This is a genomic window from Lentzea sp. NPDC037011 (assembly GCF_055607425.1).
Map to the genome: position 1 here is coordinate 68,997 of NZ_JBVJRT010000014.1, position 16,543 is coordinate 85,539.

Below are 16,543 nucleotides of genomic sequence, written 5' to 3' on the forward strand. Positions count from 1 at the left end.
CCGGCCGAGCCGGAGCGGAATCCCGCTCGGCTCCGCGCGGGTGTTCGTGTGATCATGCGCGGGTGAGTTCTCTGAGGGAGGTCACGGCCACCCGGTACGTGACGCCGTTCCGCGAGGGCGGTTCCATGCCGGGGCTGGTCGAGGCCGATGACCTGGGCATGTACGTGGTGAAGTTCCGCGGCGCGGGGCAGGGCGTGAAGGTGCTCGTCGCCGAGGTGGTCGTCGGCGAGCTGGCGCGGCGGCTGGGGTTCCGGGTGCCGGAGATCGTGCTCGTGCACCTCGACCCCGAGCTGGCCCGCGCGGAACCGGACCAGGAGGTCCAGGAGCTGCTGCGCGCCAGCGGCGGGCTCAACCTCGGCTTCGACTACCTGCCCGGCTCGTTCGACTTCAACCCGGTGGTGCGCGACCCCGGTGTGGAGCTCGCGACCCGGCTGCTGTGGTTCGACGCGCTCACCCTCAACGTCGACCGCAGCTGGCGCAACCCGAACATGCTGCTGTGGCACCGGGAACCGTGGCTCATCGACCACGGCGCGAGCCTGTACTTCCACTACTCCTGGAGCGAGGACAGGCCCGCCACCAAGGAGTTCCGCTACGACGCCTCCGACCACGCCGTGCTGCCCAACGCCGGTGCTCTGTCCGAAGTGGACGCGGAGTTCGCCGCGAAGATCACGCCGGAGCTGCTCGACGAGGTGCTCGCGCTCGTGCCCGACGAGTGGCTGGAGGGTGACCCGCAGGAACTCAGGCGGCGCTACAAGGACTTCTTCACCTTTCGCCTCGCCCACCGCGGCTGGGTCGACTCGCTGGAGGCCGCGCGTGCCGCACGTGTTTGAGTACGCGCTGCTGCGGGCGGTGCCGCGGCAGGAGCGGGGCGAGTTCGTGAACGTCGGCGTGATCGTCTACTGCGCCGCGCTGGACTTCCTGTGCGCCAAGACCCATGTGGACGGTGACCGGCTCCGGGCGCTCGACCCGGCGCTCGACCTCGAGACGCTCGGCAGCAGCCTGGCCCACCTCGCGAGCTCGTGCGACGGCACGCCGGACGCGGGACCGGTGAGCCGGACGACGATCGGGCAGCGGTTCCGTTGGCTCACGGCGCCGCGCAGCACCGTCGTGCAGACCTCGCCCGCGCACACGGGCTGGACCGACGACCCGTCGGCTGAGGTCACCCGCCTCTTCGAAGCGCTCGTGCTGCCGCCCCGGTAGGTTCGTCGCAACCTGAACGGGCGCACCGCGTCCCTAGGTGCAAAGCGAAACTGATGCGATCGGGGTTGGCGACACATGAGCGCTGGGTACCACCAGGGCTATCAGCAGCAGCGGCGTCCCATGCCGCAGGGGCGACCGAGGAAGAGGAAGCGTCCCGGACGCACCATCCTCGTCGTGCTGCTGGTCTTGCTGCTGGCCGCAGTCGGGTTCTTCTTCTACGTCGACTCGACCCTCAAGCGCATCGACGCGCTGCCGGACTACGAGGGGCGGCCGGCCGAGACGCCGGGCACCACGTGGCTGCTCGTCGGTTCCGACGCGCGGGAAGGCCTGTCGCAGGAGCAGAAGGACGCTCTCGCGACCGGTGACGCGGCGGGCCGGCGCACCGACACCATCATGATGCTGCACCTGCCGGACAACAGCGCGGCCAAGCCGACGCTGCTGTCGTTGCCGCGCGACTCCTACGTCCCCATCCCGGAGAACGGGCGCAACAAGATCAACGCGGCGTTCGCGTTCGGTGGGCCGCAGCTGCTCGTGCGGACCGTCGAGGGTGCGACGGGCGTGCGGATCGACCACTACATGGAGATCGGCTTCGGCGGGTTCTCCGACATGGTCGACGCGGTCGGCGGCGTCGACATCTGCATCGACGAGCCGATCAAGGACCCGCTGGCCGGCATTGACCTGCCCGCCGGCTGCCAGGAGCTCGACGGGCCGCAGGCGCTCGGGTTCGTGCGGACCCGTGCGTTCGCGACCGCGGACCTGCAGCGCGTGCAGAACCAGCGCAAGTTCCTGTCGGCGCTGTTCGAGAAGGTGCAGAGCCCTGCCACCCTCGCGAACCCGTTCCGCGTCGTTCCGCTGCTCAACGCGGCGTCCGGTGCGGTGTCGGTCAACGAGGACGACCACGTGTGGCACCTCGCGAGCGTCGCCCTCAACATGGGCGAGGCGCAGAGCGGGACGGTGCCGATCGCGGGCACCCCGACGGTGCCCGGTGCGGGTTCGGTCGTGCAGTGGAACAAGGAGCAGGCGTCCCAGCTGTTCGACCTGATCAGCAAGGACCAGCCGGTTCCCGCTGACCTGATCGCTGTCCCGAAGTAGTCACTCGGCGGGTTCGGGGATGGGCTCCGAACCGGTCAGACCGGCCTCCTGTGCGATCTCTTCGAGCTCGCGCAGGAGGTCGTCGTATATGGGTGTCAAAGACATGGTGGTAGCCCCCTCGTTCTGATCTTCCCCCGTTCAGGTGACGGGAGCTTACGCCCCTGTACCCGGCGTTCTCGCGACATATGCCCGAATCTCGCTAAATGGTGGCTAAATCTACCTTGCGACCAGGCAATATGTGGAGCCGCCACATGTCGGTCACGACCGGTCACGCCTACCGTTTCCGGCCATGTCGAGTGTCACGGGCCACACCGCACTGGTCACCGGAGCCGCCAGCGGCATCGGCCTGGCCTGCGCCCGCGCCCTGTCGTCTGACGGCGCGAAAGTCCACCTGGTCGACGTCGACCCCGGCGTGCTGCCGCTCGCCGAGGAGATCGGCGGTGTCGGGCACGTCCTCGACCTGACCGGTGACGTCGGCGCTTTGCCCGCCGAGGTCGACGTCCTCGTCAACAACGCCGGCGTGCAGCACGTCGCCCCCATCCACGAGTTCCCCGCCGACCGCTTCTCGGCGATGCTGGAACTCATGCTCGGTGCCGCGTTCCGGCTCACCCGGCACGTCCTGCCGCACATGTACGACCGCGGCTGGGGACGGCTGGTCCACGTCTCCAGCGTGCACGGGCTGCGGGCGTCGGCGTTCAAGTCCGCCTACGTGGCGGCGAAGCACGGCCTGGAGGGCTTCTCCAAGGTCGCCGCGATCGAGGGCGCGCCGCACGGCGTGACCTCCAACTGCGTGGCACCCGGCTACGTGCGGACCCCGTTGGTGGAGAAGCAGATCGCCGACCAGGCGCGGGTGCACGGCATCCCCGCGGCCGACGTCGCGGAGCAGGTCTTCCTCAAGCGCAGCGCAGTCAAGCGGCTGATCGAGCCCGACGAGGTGGCGGCAGCCGTGCTGTGGTTGTGCGACAACAGTTTTGTGACCGGTACGTCGTTGGCCGTCGACGGCGGCTGGACTGCTCAATGAGGAGTTGTCGATGATCAAGAAAGTGGTTGGGGCCTCACTCATCGGGACAACGGTGGAGTGGTACGACTTCTTCCTCTACGGGTCGGCCGCCGCCCTGGTGTTCAACAAGCTCTTCTTCCCGACCGCCGATCCGCTGACCGGCACGCTGCTCGCCTTCACCACGTACGCGATCGGCTTCCTCGCACGGCCGCTGGGCGGGCTGGTGTTCGGCCACTACGGCGACCGGCTGGGGCGCAAGAAGCTGCTGGTGCTGTCGTTGCTGCTGATGGGTGGCGCGACGATGCTGATGGGCGTGCTGCCCACGTACGCGTCGGTGGGCGTCCTGGCGCCGTTGCTGCTGACGTTCCTGCGGCTGGTGCAGGGCTTCGCGCTCGGCGGCGAGTGGGGCGGGGCCGTGCTCATCGTGTCCGAGCACGGTGATCCGCAGCGGCGCGGGTTCTGGGCGTCGTGGCCGCAGGCCGGTGTGCCGTGCGGCAACCTGCTCGCGACGGCGGTGCTCGCGGTCCTCGCGGCGGTGCAGTCGGACGCGGACTTCCTCGCGTGGGGCTGGCGCATCCCGTTCCTGCTCTCCGGTGTGCTCGTGGTGATCGGTCTGTGGATCCGGCTCACCGTGTCGGAGTCGCCGATCTTCCTGGCCGCCCAGGAGAAGGCGGCACAGGAGACGAAGGCGAAGGGGCCGGCCGAGGAGAAGGCGCCCGCGCTGGAGCTGCTCAAGCACAACTGGCGCGAGGTGCTGATCGCGATGGGCGCGCGGTTCGCCGAGAACGTGTCGTACTACGTGATCACGGCGTTCATCCTCGTCTACGTCGTCACCGGCCTCGGGCTGTCGAAGTCGGTCGGTCTCAACGCGGTGCTGGTCGCCTCGGCGGTGCACCTGGTGACGATCCCGGTGTGGGGCCACCTCTCCGACCGGTTCGGGCGGAAGCCGGTCTACCTCGTCGGCACGGTCGGCATGGCCGGGTGGATCTTCGCGTTCTTCGCGCTGCTCGACACCAGGGACCCGGTGCTGATCACCCTCGCCACGACCGTCGGACTCGTGCTGCACGGTGCGATGTACGGGCCGCAGGCGGCGTTCTTCTCGGAGCTGTTCGGCACGCGGGTGCGCTACTCGGGTGCGTCGGTCGGCTACCAGCTCGCCTCGATCGCGGCCGGCGCGCTGGCCCCGTTGATCGCGACCGCGCTGCTGCAGGCGTACGGGTCGTCGTTCCCCATCGCCGTCTACGTGGTCCTCACCTGCGTGATCACCGTGGTCGCGATCGTCTTCGCGAAGGAGACCCGTGGTGCGGACCTGGAGGAACGTGACAGGGTTGGGGTGTGACACGACGGCGTGAAGCCGAACTGGCGGCGTTGTTCGACACCGCGTCCGAGCTCGCGGGCATGCGCGAGCCGGACGCGGTCCTCCGCTCGATCGTGCGGAGGGCGCGCACGCTGCTCGGCACCGACCTGTCGTACCTGTCGATGAACGACCCGGCCGGCACCTACATGCGGGTGACGGACGGGTCGGTCTCGCCGCTCTTCCAGCAGGTCCGGCTCGGCCTCGGCGAGGGCCTGGGCGGGCTCGTGGCGCAGACCGCCCAGCCCTACGTCACGCCCGACTACTTCGGCGACGCCCGGTTCAACCACACCGGCCCGATCGACTCGGCGGTGCGCGACGAGGGCCTGGTGGCGATCCTGGGCGTGCCGCTGAAGCTCGGTTCGAAGGTCATCGGCGTGCTCTACGCGGCCGACCGGACCGCGCGGGAGTTCCCGCCGGAGGAGGTCTCGCTGCTGCAGTCGCTGGCCGACCACGCGGCCATCGCGATCGACACGGCGTCGCTGTTCGAGACCATCCAGGCCAACAACGCCGCGATGAAACGCGCGGAGGAGGCGCACGACCGGCTCACGGACCTGGTGCTGCGCGGTGGTTCCGCCGCCGACGTGGCCGCCGCGGTGGGGGAGCTGCTGGGCGGTGCGGTGGAGGTCCTGGAGACCGCGCCGACGCCCGCGGTGCGCGCCAACGGCCGTGCGGTGCGGATCGACGGCGTGTGGGTGTGCGCGGTGCTCGCGGGTTCGGAGCTGCTCGGCGGGGTCACCCTGTCCGGGCGGCCAGAGCTGTCGGACGCCGACCGGCGGCTGTTCGAACGGTCGGCGGTCGTGACGGCGTTGCTGTTGCTGCTGCGCAGGACCGTGGCGGAGGCGGAGAACAAGGTCCGCGGCGAGCTGATCACCGACCTCCTCGACGGGCGCGACCCGGCGGGGCTGCTGGCGCGGGCACGCCGGGTCGGCGTCGAGCTGACCGACCCGCACGTCGTGCTCGTGGCGGACGGGAACCTGGGCGCCGCCACGCACTACGCATCGGTCCACAGAGGACTGGCGGGGTCGCGGGACCGGGACGTGGTGCTGGCGCTGCCGTCCGGGTCGACGGCGGTCGCCCAGGAGGTCGCGCGGGCACTGGGAGCCACGGTCGGCGCGTCCGGGCCGGTCGCGGGACCGGTGGCCATCGCGGCCGCCTACGAGGAGGCCCGCCGCTGCCTGCGGGCGCTGCGGTTGCTGGGCAGGGAGAAGGACGCCGCGACGATGGCCGACCTCGGGTTCGTCGGCGTGCTGCTCGGGGAACGCGCGGACGTGTCCGGCTACGTGCGGTCCGTGCTGGGCCCGGTGCTCGACTACGACACCGAACGCGGCACGGAGCTGGTGCACACGCTGGAGGTCTACTTCCGCTGCGGCGCGAGCCTGAGCCGCGCCAAGGCCGAGCTGCACCTCCACGTCAACACGGTCACGCAACGGCTCGACCGGGTCACGTCGCTGCTCGGCGACTGGCAGTCGCCGGACCGCGTGCTGGAGGTGCAGCTCGCCCTGCGGCTGCTGCGCCTCCTCGGCTGACACCGGCACCGCACCACCGGCCGCCGCGTCGGAGTCGCCGAACGGCTTCGCGATCGGCACGCAGTGCAGGCCGAGGCCGACCACGAGCGCACCGCTGAGGATCGAAGCCGTAGCACTGGTAGAGGTCGATGATGCCGCCGCGAAGAACGCCGGCAGGTAGCCGCCGGAGCCTTCCGCACCGTAGCTGACCGACGCGATGGTGACCAGCAGGGCGATCAGGTGACCCAGCCGGTCCTCGGCGGTCACCGCCGCTACGCCTGCCTGATCAGGTCGGCGGCCCGCTCTCCGATCATGAGGACGGTGACCATGGGGTTCACCGTCGGCATGGTGGGGAACACGGACGCGTCGACGACGCGGAGGCCTTCGAGGCCGATGACCTTCAGGTCACCGTCCACGACGGACCCGATCGCGCAGGTGCCTGCCGGGTGGTAGACGGTGTGCGCGGCCCTGCGGCCGTACTCGGACAGCTCCTCGTCGCTCGTGACGTCCGGGCCGGGGGCGATCTCCCGCTTGAGCCACGACCTCAACGGCTCCTGCTCGGCGATCTTCCGCGCGATCCTGAAGCCGTCGACCAGGGTCTGCTCGTCGTAGCCGTCGGGGTGGGTGAAGTAGCCGAAGTCGAGCGCGGGCTTCTCCGCCGGGTCGCTGGACCGCAACCACATCCGGCCCCTGCTGTGCGGGCGCGGGACGTTCGGCGTCATGCACACGCCGTGCTCCACCGCCGGGTGGCCGAGGCGTTCCGTGTGGACGGTGAACGGGATCTGGTAGAAGTGGAACATCAGGTCCGGCCGCGGGTCGGCGGCGTCGCGGCGGATGAACAGGCCCGCGTCGGAGTCCATCACCGAGTTCTCCGGCAACGGTCCCGTGGTCTCCCACACGATCACCGACTCGGGGTGGTCGAGCAGGTTCTCGCCGACACCGGGCAGGTCGTGCTTCGGCTCGATGCCGATGCTGCTCAGGTGCTCGGCGTCACCGACGCCGGAGAGCATCAGCAGGCGGGGCGTGTCGATGGCCCCCGCGCACAGCAGAACCTCCTCGTTCGCCTCGACGTAGCCCTTGTCGGTGTGCACGCCGATCGCGCGGTTGCCGTCGAGCTCGATCTTGCTCGCCCACGTGTGAAGCAGCAGCGTCAGGTTCCTGCGCTCCAGGACCGGGTGCACGTACGCCGTGGACGCGCTCGAACGCTGGTTGTCCTTCTCCGGGTGGTAGGCGATGGAGAAGAAACCCACTCCGTCCTGGAACGGCCCGGCGTTGAAGTCCTCGACCTCGGGAACACCCGTGGCCCGCCGCGCCGCGGCCACGAAGTCCCGCGCGATCGGGTTCCGGTCCTTCTCCGCCACCGGGATGATGTTGAGCTGGACCCTGTCGAAGTACGGGCCGACCGCGTCCCACGTCCAGCCGTGGCCCCAGTCGTCGAGGTCCTGCGGCAGCGGCCGGAAGCAGATCAGCGTGTTGTGGCTGGAACACCCGCCCAGGACCTTCGCGCGGCTGTGCCGGATGTGCGAGTTGCCGTTGGGCTGCTCGACCGTCGGGTAGTCGTAGTCGTACTCGGTCTCCAGCAGGTTGATCCAGTTGCGCAGGTTCAGGATCTTCTCGTCGCCCACGTCGGAGGGACCGCCCTCGACGACCGCGACGGTGACGTTCTCGTCCTCGGTCAGCCGTGCCGCGAGCACGCAGCCCGCCGTGCCGCCGCCGACGATCACGTAGTCGTACGCGGTCACTCGGAGTCCTCCCGCGCGGAACGAGTGCGGCGTGCGAACCAGTTCTGGGCCTGTGGCTTGAGGTTATGGTAGACGTGCTTGGGCTCGGTGTACTCGTGCAGACCGGCGGTGCCGAGTTCGCGGCCGACACCGGAGCGCTTGAAGCCGCCCCACTCGGCCTGCGGCAGGTAGGGGCCGAACTCGTTGATCCACATGGTGCCGTGGCGCAGCTTCTTGGCGACCCGCTGCGCCTTGTCGAGGTCCTGGCTCCACACACCGCCGGCGAGGCCGTAGTCGGTGTTGTTGCCCAGCGCGATCGCCTCCTGCTCGGTCTGGAAGCGCTCGGCGGTGATGATCGGGCCGAACGTCTCGTCCTGGACGAGCCGCATGTCCGCGCGGCAGTCCGCGTAGACGGTGGGGCGGAAGAAGAAACCGTTCCGCAGCTCGGGTTCGTCCGGTCGCCTGCCGCCGGCCTTCAGGGTGGCGCCCTCCTGCTCCGCGATCTCGACGTAACGCTCGACCTTGGCGCGGTGCTCGGCGGAGACGAGGGGACCGGACTCGGTGTCGGGGTCGAAGCCGTTGCCCAGCTTGACGAGCTCGGCCCGGCGGGCGACCTCGTCCACGAAGTCGTCGTAGACGTCGGTGTGCACGATGAGCCGCGTGCCGGACGAGCAGACCTGGCCCGCGTGGAAGAACGCGGCGGTGAGCGCGTAGTCGACGGCGACGTCGAGGTCGGCGTCCGCGAAGACGATGTTCGGGTTCTTGCCGCCCAGCTCCAGCGCGACCTTCTTCACCGTCCGCGCCGCGGCGGCCATGATCCGCTGACCGGTGGCGAGGCTGCCGGTGAACGAGATCAGGTCCACGTCCGGGTGCTCGCTCAGCGGGGCACCCACCTCGGGGCCGGTGCCGAGCACGAGGTTCGCGACACCGTCGGGCAGCCCGGCCTCGGTCAGCAGCTCGAACAGCCTGATCGTGGTGAGCGGGGTGATCTCGCTCGGTTTGGCCACCAGCGTGTTGCCCGCCAGCAGCGCCGGTGCGATCTTCCAGGAGATCTGCAGCAGCGGGTAGTTCCAGGGCGCGATCATGCCGCACACGCCGACCGGTTCGTAGTCGACGCGGCTGATGACGTCTTCCGGTGTGCCCTGGACGATCTTGGGGTGCAGCAGGCCGGCCAGCCCGCCGTAGTAGCGGAAGACCGAGACGACGTCGTCCACGTCGATCCGGCTCTCCACCAGCGTCTTGCCGGTGTCGAGGGTCTCGGTGCGGGCGATGTCCTCCTTGTCGCGCTCCAGCAGGTCCGCGACCCGGTTCAGCACGGCCGCGCGGTGCTCGGGCGCCGAGTGCTGCCAGTCGCCGTGGTCGAAAGCGGTTCTGGCCTTCGCGATCGCCTGGGTCGCCTGCTCGCGAGTGTGGTCCTCGACCTCGGTGAGAACACTCTGGTCGAAGGGGTTGATGATCTGCCGCACCGGCGACACGGAGGCCTCCCTCTCGTCTGTCCACGCAGGACATGGGGGTGTTGCCGGTCGCCGGCGGCGGTCAAACCGTGACAACCGTCTCTACCGGAGATCCCGGCGGAATCGGGTGAAGAGCCGGGCGTTGCTCATGGCCAGGACACCGACGACCGCGTCCTCGTCACGGTCGTCCCGGTAGGTCGCGACGAACTTCCGGTCCTCGATGGACCCGTCTTCGACGCGAACGACGTTCGTCGCTCGTCCGGCGAACTGGATCCGCACGCCGTACTGGTCCGACCACACGTAGCCGCCGCTGGCGTGCGTGGCGACGGTCTCGCCCGCGAGCAGGTTGCGGACGGCGACCTGCGCCTGCTCGGTGGCCGACGTCCAGTGCTCGGCGCGGTGCCCCGCGCAGTTGGCGACGTCCCCGACGGCGACGACGTTGCGGAGGTTCGTCACGCCGCCCGCGTCGCACGCGACGCCGTTGTTCAGGTCGACCGGGCCGCCGGCGAGCCAGTCGGTCGCCGGGCGGGCTCCGATGCCCGCGACGACGACGTCGGCGTCGACGAGCCGGCCGTCGGCGAGCGTGATCCTGCCGTCAACGTTGACCGACTCAACGTTGACGCCGGTGATCAACGTTGATCCGTGGTCGCCGTGCAGCTGCCCGCACGCGGCGCCCATCTCCGGTCCCAGCACGCGGGTCAACGGCGTCGGCAGCGCCTCGACGACCGTGACCTCCTTGCCGAGCGCGCGGGCGCTCGACGCGATCTCCGCGCCGATGAACCCGGCACCGATGATGCCGACGTGCTGCGCGCCGGCGAACGCGTCGCGCAGCCGGGTCGCGTCGTCGAGGGTGCGCAGGACGTGCGTGCCCGGCATCGTGCGCGCGACACCGCCGGTGGCGATGACGAACCCGTCGGCGGCGACGGTGGTGCCGTCGCTGAGTGAGACTTCGCGCGCGGACAGCCCGGTGGCCCGCACGCCGAGCCGCCACTGCGCGTCAAGCTCGTCGAGGTCCTCCTGGTCGGCCAGCGGCACCGCCTCGCACTTGCCCAGCAGGAAGTCCTTCGACAACGGCGGCCGGTCGTAGGGCAGGTGCACCTCGTCACCCACCACGACGACCCGTCCGTCGAACCCCTGCCTGCGCAGTGCCTGCGCCGACCTCAGACCGGCCAGCGAAGCACCGATGATCGCGATCGTCCTCACGCCACGTCCCTGTTCACCTCGACATCGACATAGACCTCACCATCCTCCACGCGAACGGGGTAGGTCCTCACCGGTCGTTTGGCGGGCAGACACGTGGGCTCGCCCGTGCGAAGGTCGAACGACGCGGCGTGCAGCGGGCACTCGACGAGGCACCCCTCCAGCCACCCCTCGCTGAGGGAGGCGTCCTGGTGGGTACAGGTGTCGTCGATGGCGTACAGGGTGCCGTCGGCGTTGAAGACGGCGATCGGCGCATGAGGACCGACGATGCGCACCGCCTCTCCTGGGGGCAGGTCCGTGAGAGCGCAGGCGCGGATCATCGTCGGCCTCCGTTGCGTGAAGCGAAACGCGTTCCGAATGACGCAACACAATGTCCGGCTCCGCCGACTCGTCGTCAAGACTTCGGCCGGGTGTTTTGCTTCCCGGTTACTGTTGCGCGATGGGCAACTCCGACTCGGCAGCTCAGGTGCAGTCCGTCGACCGGGCGATCAGCGTGCTGGAGCTGCTGGCCCAGGGCGAGGCCGGGATCACCGAGATCGCGGGTGAGCTGGGCGTGCACAAGTCCACGGTGTCGAGGCTCGTCTCCGTCCTGGAGGCCCGCGGACTGGTCGAGCAGCTGGGGGAACGCGGCAAGTACGCGATCGGCTTCGGCGTGGTCCGGCTCGCGGGCGCCGCCACCGGCCGGATGGACCTCACCAAGCTCGGCCAGCCCGTCTGCCAGGCCCTCGCCGACGAGCTCGGCGAGACCGTGAACATCGCCGTGCACGACGCCGGCGTCGCCATCAACACCGCCCAGGCCCGCGGTTCCGCCGCCGTCTCGGCGGTGAACTGGATCGGCCGGCGGACCCCGTTGCACGCCACCTCGTCCGGCAAGGTCCTCCTGGCCCACCTGCCGGAGGCCGAGCGCACGCGGCTGGCCGCGCAGGACCTCGACCCCTACACCGAGAACACCGTGGTCGACCCCGTTCGCCTGCTGGCCGAGCTCGACGAGGTCGCACGGCAGGGGTTCGCGGTGTGCTTCGAGGAGCTGGAGCTCGGCCTGCACGCGGTCGCGGTCCCGGTGCGCGGCCACCGCGGCGAGGTGGTCGCGGCGATGAGCGCGTCCGGGCCGTCGTACCGGTTGTCGCGGCACCGGGTGCGGGAGATCGTCCCGACGATGTCGGCGGCCGCGGCCGGTCTGTCGGCGCAGCTCGGCTACTTCGCGGGCTGAGCGGGCCCGCTGGCCTTCGGCGGGGGTGCCGCGCCAGCCGAGGTCAACAGCACCGCTACCGGCCGTTCTCACGGTCCGGCACACCCCCGCGGCACGAACGGCGGTATTGACAGGCGGTCCCGCTGGCCGCAGCTTGTTGCATATAGCGGAACGAGTTCTGTGACGCGCAACAGCGGCGAAGGGGTGTCCTGATGCCTGGTGCAGTGCCTCGCGTGGTGCTCGTGGGGGCGGGGATCGTCGGGTGCGCGCTCGCCGACGAGCTCACCGAACGCGGTTTCACCGACGTCACGGTCCTCGACCAGGCGGACGGGCCCGCGGCGGGCGGGTCCAGCGGCCACGCACCGGGCCTGGTGTTCCAGACGAACCCCTGCCGCAGCATGACCGCGTTCGCCCGCTACACGGTCGAGAAGTACACCGCGCTGGGCTGCTTCGACCAGGTCGGCGGCCTGGAGATCGCCACGACCCCCGAGCGGCTCGCCGACCTGTCCCGCCGGCACGGCTGGGCCACGGCGTGGGGCGTGCCGAGCCGGCTCGTCGACGCCGGCGAGGTGGCGCGCCTGCACCCGTTGCTCGACCACGACCAGGTCCTCGGCGGCTTCCTGATCCCGGGCGACGGTCTCGCGAGACCCGTTGCCGCCGCCGAGGTGCAGGCGCGGAGGGCGGTCGAGCGGGGCGCGCGGTTCGAGTACGGGCAGCGGGTCGTCGCCGTCGAGACCTCCGGCGACCGGGTGACCGCGGTGCGGACCGGGAGCGGCGCCTTCCCGGCCGACGTCGTGGTGTCGTGCGCCGGGATGTGGGGGCCGGTGCTGGGGGAGATGGTCGGGCTGACCGTCCCGCTCGTGCCGATGGCGCACCAGTACGCCTTCACCGGTGAGCTGGCCGCCGACCCGCGGGCATTGGCGCGGCAGCCGATCCTGCGGCACCAGGAAGCCGACCTGTACTTCCGCTCGCACGGCCGGGCGCTGGGTATCGGGGCCTACGGGCACCGGCCCATGCCGATCGCCGCCGGGGACATCACCGGCTCGGAGCTGCCGTTCACCGAGGAGGACTTCGCGCCGTCGTGGGAGGCCGCGGTCGAGCTGTTCCCGGCACTGGCCGAGGCGGGGGTCCAGCGCGGGTTCAACGGGCTGTTCTCGTTCACCAGCGACGGGATGCCGCTGCTGGGGGAGCACCCGCGGGTGCGCGGGTTCTGGGTCGCGGAGGCGGTGTGGATCACGCACTCGGCCGGGGTGGCGCGGTCGGTGGCCGAGTGGATCGTCGACGGGCAGCCGCGGCTCGACCTGCACGCCAGCGACCTCGGCCGGTTCGAGCAGGTGCAGCTGGCGCCGGACTACGTGCTGGAGCGCAGCTGCCGGAACTTCACCGAGGTCTACGACGTGCTGCACCCGTTGCAGCCCGTGGAGAGCCCCCGGCCGCTGCGGACGAGCCCCTTCTACGCGCGGCACCGGGAGCTGGGCGCGTTCTTCCTCGAAGCCGCCGGCTGGGAGCGGCCGCACTGGTTCGAGGCCAACGCGGACCTGCCCGAGGTCGCGGAGGTCCCGGAGCGCGGCGAGTGGGCGAGCCGGTACTGGTCGCCGATCTGCGGCGCCGAGGCCCTGGTGACGCGCAGGCGCGTGGCGATGTTCGACATGACCCCGTTGAAGCGGCTGGAGGTCAGCGGGCCGGGCGCGCTGGAGTTCCTGCAGCGCATGACGACCAACAACCTCCGGCGCAAACCGGGCGCAGTCGTGTACACGTTGCTGCTCGACGAGACCGGCGGTGTGCGCAGCGACCTCACGGTCGCGCGGCTCGACGAGACCACCTTCCAGGTCGGCGCCAACGGCAACCTCGACCTGGCGTGGCTCACCCGGCACGCACCGGACGACGTCCACGTCCGGGACATCACGGCGGGAACGTGCTGCATCGGCCTGTGGGGACCCAGGGCACGCAACCTGCTCAACGGCGTCGCGCACACGCTCGACACCGGGAAGGGCTACTTCACCGCGCAACGGGGGTTCGTCAAGAACGTGCCGGTGACCGCGCTGCGACTGTCCTATGTGGGCGAACTGGGCTGGGAGCTGTACACGACGGCCGACCTCGGCGTGACGCTGTGGGACACGCTGTGGGAGGCGGGGCGAGAGCACGGCGTGATCGCGGCCGGGCGCGGGGCGTTCGCGAGCCTGCGGCTGGAGAAGGGCTACCGGTCGTGGGGCACCGACGTGACCGACGAGCACGACCCGTTCGAGGCGGGCCTCGGGTTCGCGGTGCGGGAGGACGAGGACTTCCTCGGCAAGGAGGCGCTCGGGAAGCGTTCCAGCGACCGGAAGCTCACGTGTCTGGCGATCGACGACCCGCACCAGGTCGTCATGGGCAGCGAGCCGGTGTTCCACGGCGGTGAGCCGGTCGGGTACGTCACGAGCGCGGCCTACGGGTACACGACGGGCGTCAACATCGCCTACGCGTGGCTGCCCGAGGGCGTCGGCGAGGTCGAGATCGAGTACTTCGGCTCCAGGGTGCGCGCGCGGCCGGTGCCGGAGCCGCTGTTCGACCCCGGGATGAAGCGGCTGCGCGGGTGAGCGGCACCTACGACGTCGTCGTGGTCGGGCTCGGCGGCATGGGCAGCGCCGCGGCCTGGCACCTGGCCCGGCGCGGACTCCGGGTGCTGGGGCTCGAGCAGTTCACGCCCGTGCACGCACTGGGCTCCAGCCACGGCGAGTCGCGGATCACGCGGCAGGCCTACTTCGAGGACCCGGCCTACGTCCCGTTGCTGCTGCGCGCGCACGAGCTGTGGGACCGGGTCGAGCACGACAGCGGGCAGCGGATCTTCCACCGGGTCGGCGGCGTCCTCGTCGGCGCACCGGACAGCCGCACCGTCGCGGGCAGCCGGCGCAGCGCCGAGCAGTACGGCCTGCGGCACGAGGTGCTGGACGCGCACGACATCCGCCGGCGCTTCCCGGTGATGCGGCCGCACCCGCACGAGGTCGCGCTGCACGAACCCGGAGCGGGCTACGTCGTGCCGGAGAGCGCCGTGCGCGCCCACCTCGACCTCGCCGCACGGGCGGGCGCCGAGCTGCGCTTCGCGGAACCGGTGACCCGCTGGGAGGCCGGCCGCGTCACCACCGCGAAGGGCACCTACGAGACCGGTCACGTCGTCCTCGCACCGGGACCGTGGGCGCCGCGGCTGCTGGCGCACCTGGGCGTCACGTTCGAGGTCGAACGACAGGTGCAGCACTTCTTCCGCCCCACCGCGGACCTCCGCGACCACCCCACCTACATCTGGGAACGCGCCGGCCGCACGTTCTACGGCTTCCCCGAACGCGGCGGCACCGTCAAGGTCGCCATCTACGGCGAAGGCCGGTCCTGCACGCCGGAGACCATCGACCGCACCGTCCACGACGACGAGGTCGAGGCGGCCAGGGCGCTGGTCGCCGACCGGATGCCCGGTGTCACCGGCACCTTCGACCGGGCGTCCACCTGCATGTTCACCAACACCGCCGACGGCCACTTCGTGATCGCGCGCCAGGGCGGCGTCACGGTGGCGTGCGGGTTCTCCGGGCACGGCTTCAAGTTCGTGCCGGTGGTCGGCGAGATCGTCGCCGACCTCGCAGCCGAGGGTGCGACGAGGCACCCGATCGCCCTGTTCGACCCGGCGCGTCTGAGAGGCGGAGCATGACCGGCAGCCTGATCCCCACGCTGGAGGGCCGCTACTACACCGATCCCGCGATCTTCGAACGGGAACAGGCGGCCATCTTCGAGCGCATGTGGTTCTGCGCGGTCCGCGCGGCCGACCTCCCGGACGCCGGCGACTTCCGCACGGTGCAGGTCGGACGGGAGAGCGTGCTCGTCGCACGCGACCGCCGCGGTGCGCTCAACGCGTTCCTCAACGTGTGCCGCCACCGCGGCGCGCGCATCTGCGTCGAGGAGGCCGGCAGCGTCAAACGCGCGTTCCAGTGCCCTTACCACGCCTGGACCTACGCGTTGGACGGAAACCTGATCGCCGCACCCAACCTCACCTCAATGCCCGACGTCGATCGCGTTGCGTACGGACTGACGAAGGTGCATTTGCGCGAATGGCTCGGCTACGTGTGGGTGAACCTTTCGGACAGTCCTCCGAGGTTCGAGGACGACGTGCTGAGCGCGGTGACCGAACGTTTGGGGTCACTCGACGCCATCGACGGCTACGAGGTCGACCGGTTGTCCGTGGGCAGGCGGATCGTCTACGACGTCAGGGCCAACTGGAAGCTGATCATCGAGAACTTCATGGAGTGCTACCACTGCGCGACCATCCACCCCGAGCTGACCGAGGTGCTGCCCGAGTTCGCCGACGGCTACGCGGCGCAGTACTACGTCGGCCACGGCGCCGAGTTCGGCGAGGACGTCCAGGGGTTCACCGTCGACGGTGGTGAGGGCTTCGCAAGGCTTGCGGCGCTGGAGGAGGAACGCGACCGGAAGTACTACGCCATCACCGTCAAACCGCAGGTCTTCGTGAACCTCGTGCCGGACCACGTGATCGTGCACCGCATGTACCCGGTGGCCGCGGACCGGACGGTCGTGGAGTGCGATTGGCTCTACGCCAAGGAAGTCGTCGCCACCGGCCGTGACGTCTCCCGCTCGGTCGAGCTGTTCCACCGGGTGAACGAGCAGGACTTCGAAGCCTGCGAGCGATGCCAGCCCGCCATGGCCTCGAAGGCCTACGCGCAGGGCGGAGTGCTGGTGCCCTCCGAGCACCACATCGGCGACTTCCACGCCTGGCTCCTCCGCAAACTGGAATCAGCCGACTAGGGGATCGACTGGTCACCCGTGCACGCGAAAGCTTGCACGGGTG

The 16,543-nt window shown here is 70.5% G+C and carries 14 protein-coding genes; 10 read left to right on the forward strand and 4 right to left on the reverse strand.

What is annotated here, in order from left to right; genetic code table 11:
* The first annotated feature begins 62 nt into the window (after window positions 1-62).
* From ACZ7CH_RS34695 to ACZ7CH_RS34720, 6 genes are all read left to right on the forward strand, one after another.
* Window positions 63-830 carry a HipA family kinase gene (locus ACZ7CH_RS34695; RefSeq protein ID WP_470368840.1) on the forward strand — a complete coding sequence of 256 codons (768 nt, stop codon included), beginning with the start codon at window positions 63-65 and terminating at the stop codon, window positions 828-830.
* Entirely contained in the window at window positions 814-1,200 is a 387-nt protein-coding gene (locus tag ACZ7CH_RS34700) for a DUF3037 domain-containing protein (RefSeq protein WP_360399033.1), read from the forward strand. The genes ACZ7CH_RS34695 and ACZ7CH_RS34700 overlap by 17 nt, the downstream gene beginning before the upstream one ends.
* 174 nt (window positions 1,201-1,374) lie before the next feature.
* Entirely contained in the window at window positions 1,375-2,292 is a 918-nt protein-coding gene (locus ACZ7CH_RS34705; protein WP_360399030.1) for an LCP family protein, read from the forward strand.
* Between the two features lie 289 nt (window positions 2,293-2,581).
* Window positions 2,582-3,313, forward strand: a complete 732-nt coding sequence (locus tag ACZ7CH_RS34710) for an SDR family NAD(P)-dependent oxidoreductase (protein ID WP_360399027.1) — start codon at window positions 2,582-2,584, stop codon at window positions 3,311-3,313.
* 10 nt (window positions 3,314-3,323) lie between these two features.
* Window positions 3,324-4,631, forward strand: a complete 1,308-nt coding sequence (locus ACZ7CH_RS34715; protein ID WP_360399024.1) for an MFS transporter — start codon at window positions 3,324-3,326, stop codon at window positions 4,629-4,631.
* Entirely contained in the window at window positions 4,628-6,175 is a 1,548-nt protein-coding gene (locus ACZ7CH_RS34720; RefSeq protein ID WP_458433621.1) for a helix-turn-helix domain-containing protein, read from the forward strand. The genes ACZ7CH_RS34715 and ACZ7CH_RS34720 overlap by 4 nt, the downstream gene beginning before the upstream one ends.
* 251 nt (window positions 6,176-6,426) lie before the next feature.
* On the opposite strand, the gene ACZ7CH_RS34725 is transcribed toward ACZ7CH_RS34720, so the two are convergent.
* The 4 genes from ACZ7CH_RS34725 to ACZ7CH_RS34740 form a co-directional block, all read right to left on the reverse strand.
* A complete protein-coding gene (locus ACZ7CH_RS34725) occupies window positions 6,427-7,896 on the reverse strand; it encodes a GMC family oxidoreductase (RefSeq protein ID WP_470375842.1) in 1,470 nt (489 codons plus the stop codon).
* Window positions 7,893-9,350 (reverse strand): aldehyde dehydrogenase family protein, encoded by a 1,458-nt coding sequence (locus tag ACZ7CH_RS34730; protein WP_470375843.1) that lies wholly within the window; start codon window positions 9,348-9,350, stop codon window positions 7,893-7,895. Before ACZ7CH_RS34730 ends, ACZ7CH_RS34725 begins: the two co-directional genes overlap by 4 nt.
* An 81-nt stretch (window positions 9,351-9,431) precedes the next feature.
* Window positions 9,432-10,532, reverse strand: a complete 1,101-nt coding sequence (locus ACZ7CH_RS34735; RefSeq protein ID WP_470375844.1) for an NAD(P)/FAD-dependent oxidoreductase — start codon at window positions 10,530-10,532, stop codon at window positions 9,432-9,434.
* Window positions 10,529-10,849 carry a bifunctional 3-phenylpropionate/cinnamic acid dioxygenase ferredoxin subunit gene (locus ACZ7CH_RS34740; protein WP_360399009.1) on the reverse strand — a complete coding sequence of 107 codons (321 nt, stop codon included), beginning with the start codon at window positions 10,847-10,849 and terminating at the stop codon, window positions 10,529-10,531. Before ACZ7CH_RS34740 ends, ACZ7CH_RS34735 begins: the two co-directional genes overlap by 4 nt.
* A gap of 119 nt (window positions 10,850-10,968) precedes the next feature.
* Here ACZ7CH_RS34740 and ACZ7CH_RS34745 point away from each other — a divergent pair, with 119 nt between their 5' ends.
* The 4 genes from ACZ7CH_RS34745 (at window position 10,969) to ACZ7CH_RS34760 (ending at window position 16,500) form a co-directional block, all read left to right on the forward strand.
* Window positions 10,969-11,739: an IclR family transcriptional regulator gene (locus ACZ7CH_RS34745; protein WP_470375845.1), complete on the forward strand. Its 771-nt coding sequence runs from the start codon at window positions 10,969-10,971 to the stop codon at window positions 11,737-11,739.
* A 191-nt stretch (window positions 11,740-11,930) separates the two neighbouring features.
* Complete coding sequence (locus tag ACZ7CH_RS34750) at window positions 11,931-14,294, forward strand: GcvT family protein (RefSeq protein WP_470375846.1); 2,364 nt, start codon at window positions 11,931-11,933, stop codon at window positions 14,292-14,294.
* Complete coding sequence (gene solA / locus ACZ7CH_RS34755) at window positions 14,291-15,391, forward strand: N-methyl-L-tryptophan oxidase (RefSeq protein ID WP_470375847.1); 1,101 nt, start codon at window positions 14,291-14,293, stop codon at window positions 15,389-15,391. Before ACZ7CH_RS34750 ends, solA begins: the two co-directional genes overlap by 4 nt.
* Entirely contained in the window at window positions 15,388-16,500 is a 1,113-nt protein-coding gene (locus ACZ7CH_RS34760; RefSeq protein ID WP_458433614.1) for an aromatic ring-hydroxylating oxygenase subunit alpha, read from the forward strand. Before solA ends, ACZ7CH_RS34760 begins: the two co-directional genes overlap by 4 nt.
* Window positions 16,501-16,543: the final 43 nt, after the last annotated feature.

Excerpts from the sequence above, each read along its gene's own strand:
- ACZ7CH_RS34710 (WP_360399027.1), top strand. The coding sequence starts at position 2,582 with ATGTCGAGTGTCACGGGCCACACCGCACTGGTCACCGGAGCCGCCAGC.
- ACZ7CH_RS34715 (WP_360399024.1), top strand. The coding sequence starts at position 3,324 with ATGATCAAGAAAGTGGTTGGGGCCTCACTCATCGGGACAACGGTGGAG.
- ACZ7CH_RS34740 (WP_360399009.1), bottom strand. The coding sequence starts at position 10,849 with ATGATCCGCGCCTGCGCTCTCACGGACCTGCCCCCAGGAGAGGCGGTG.
- ACZ7CH_RS34745 (WP_470375845.1), top strand. The coding sequence starts at position 10,969 with ATGGGCAACTCCGACTCGGCAGCTCAGGTGCAGTCCGTCGACCGGGCG.
- ACZ7CH_RS34750 (WP_470375846.1), top strand. The coding sequence starts at position 11,931 with ATGCCTGGTGCAGTGCCTCGCGTGGTGCTCGTGGGGGCGGGGATCGTC.
- ACZ7CH_RS34760 (WP_458433614.1), top strand. The coding sequence starts at position 15,388 with ATGACCGGCAGCCTGATCCCCACGCTGGAGGGCCGCTACTACACCGAT.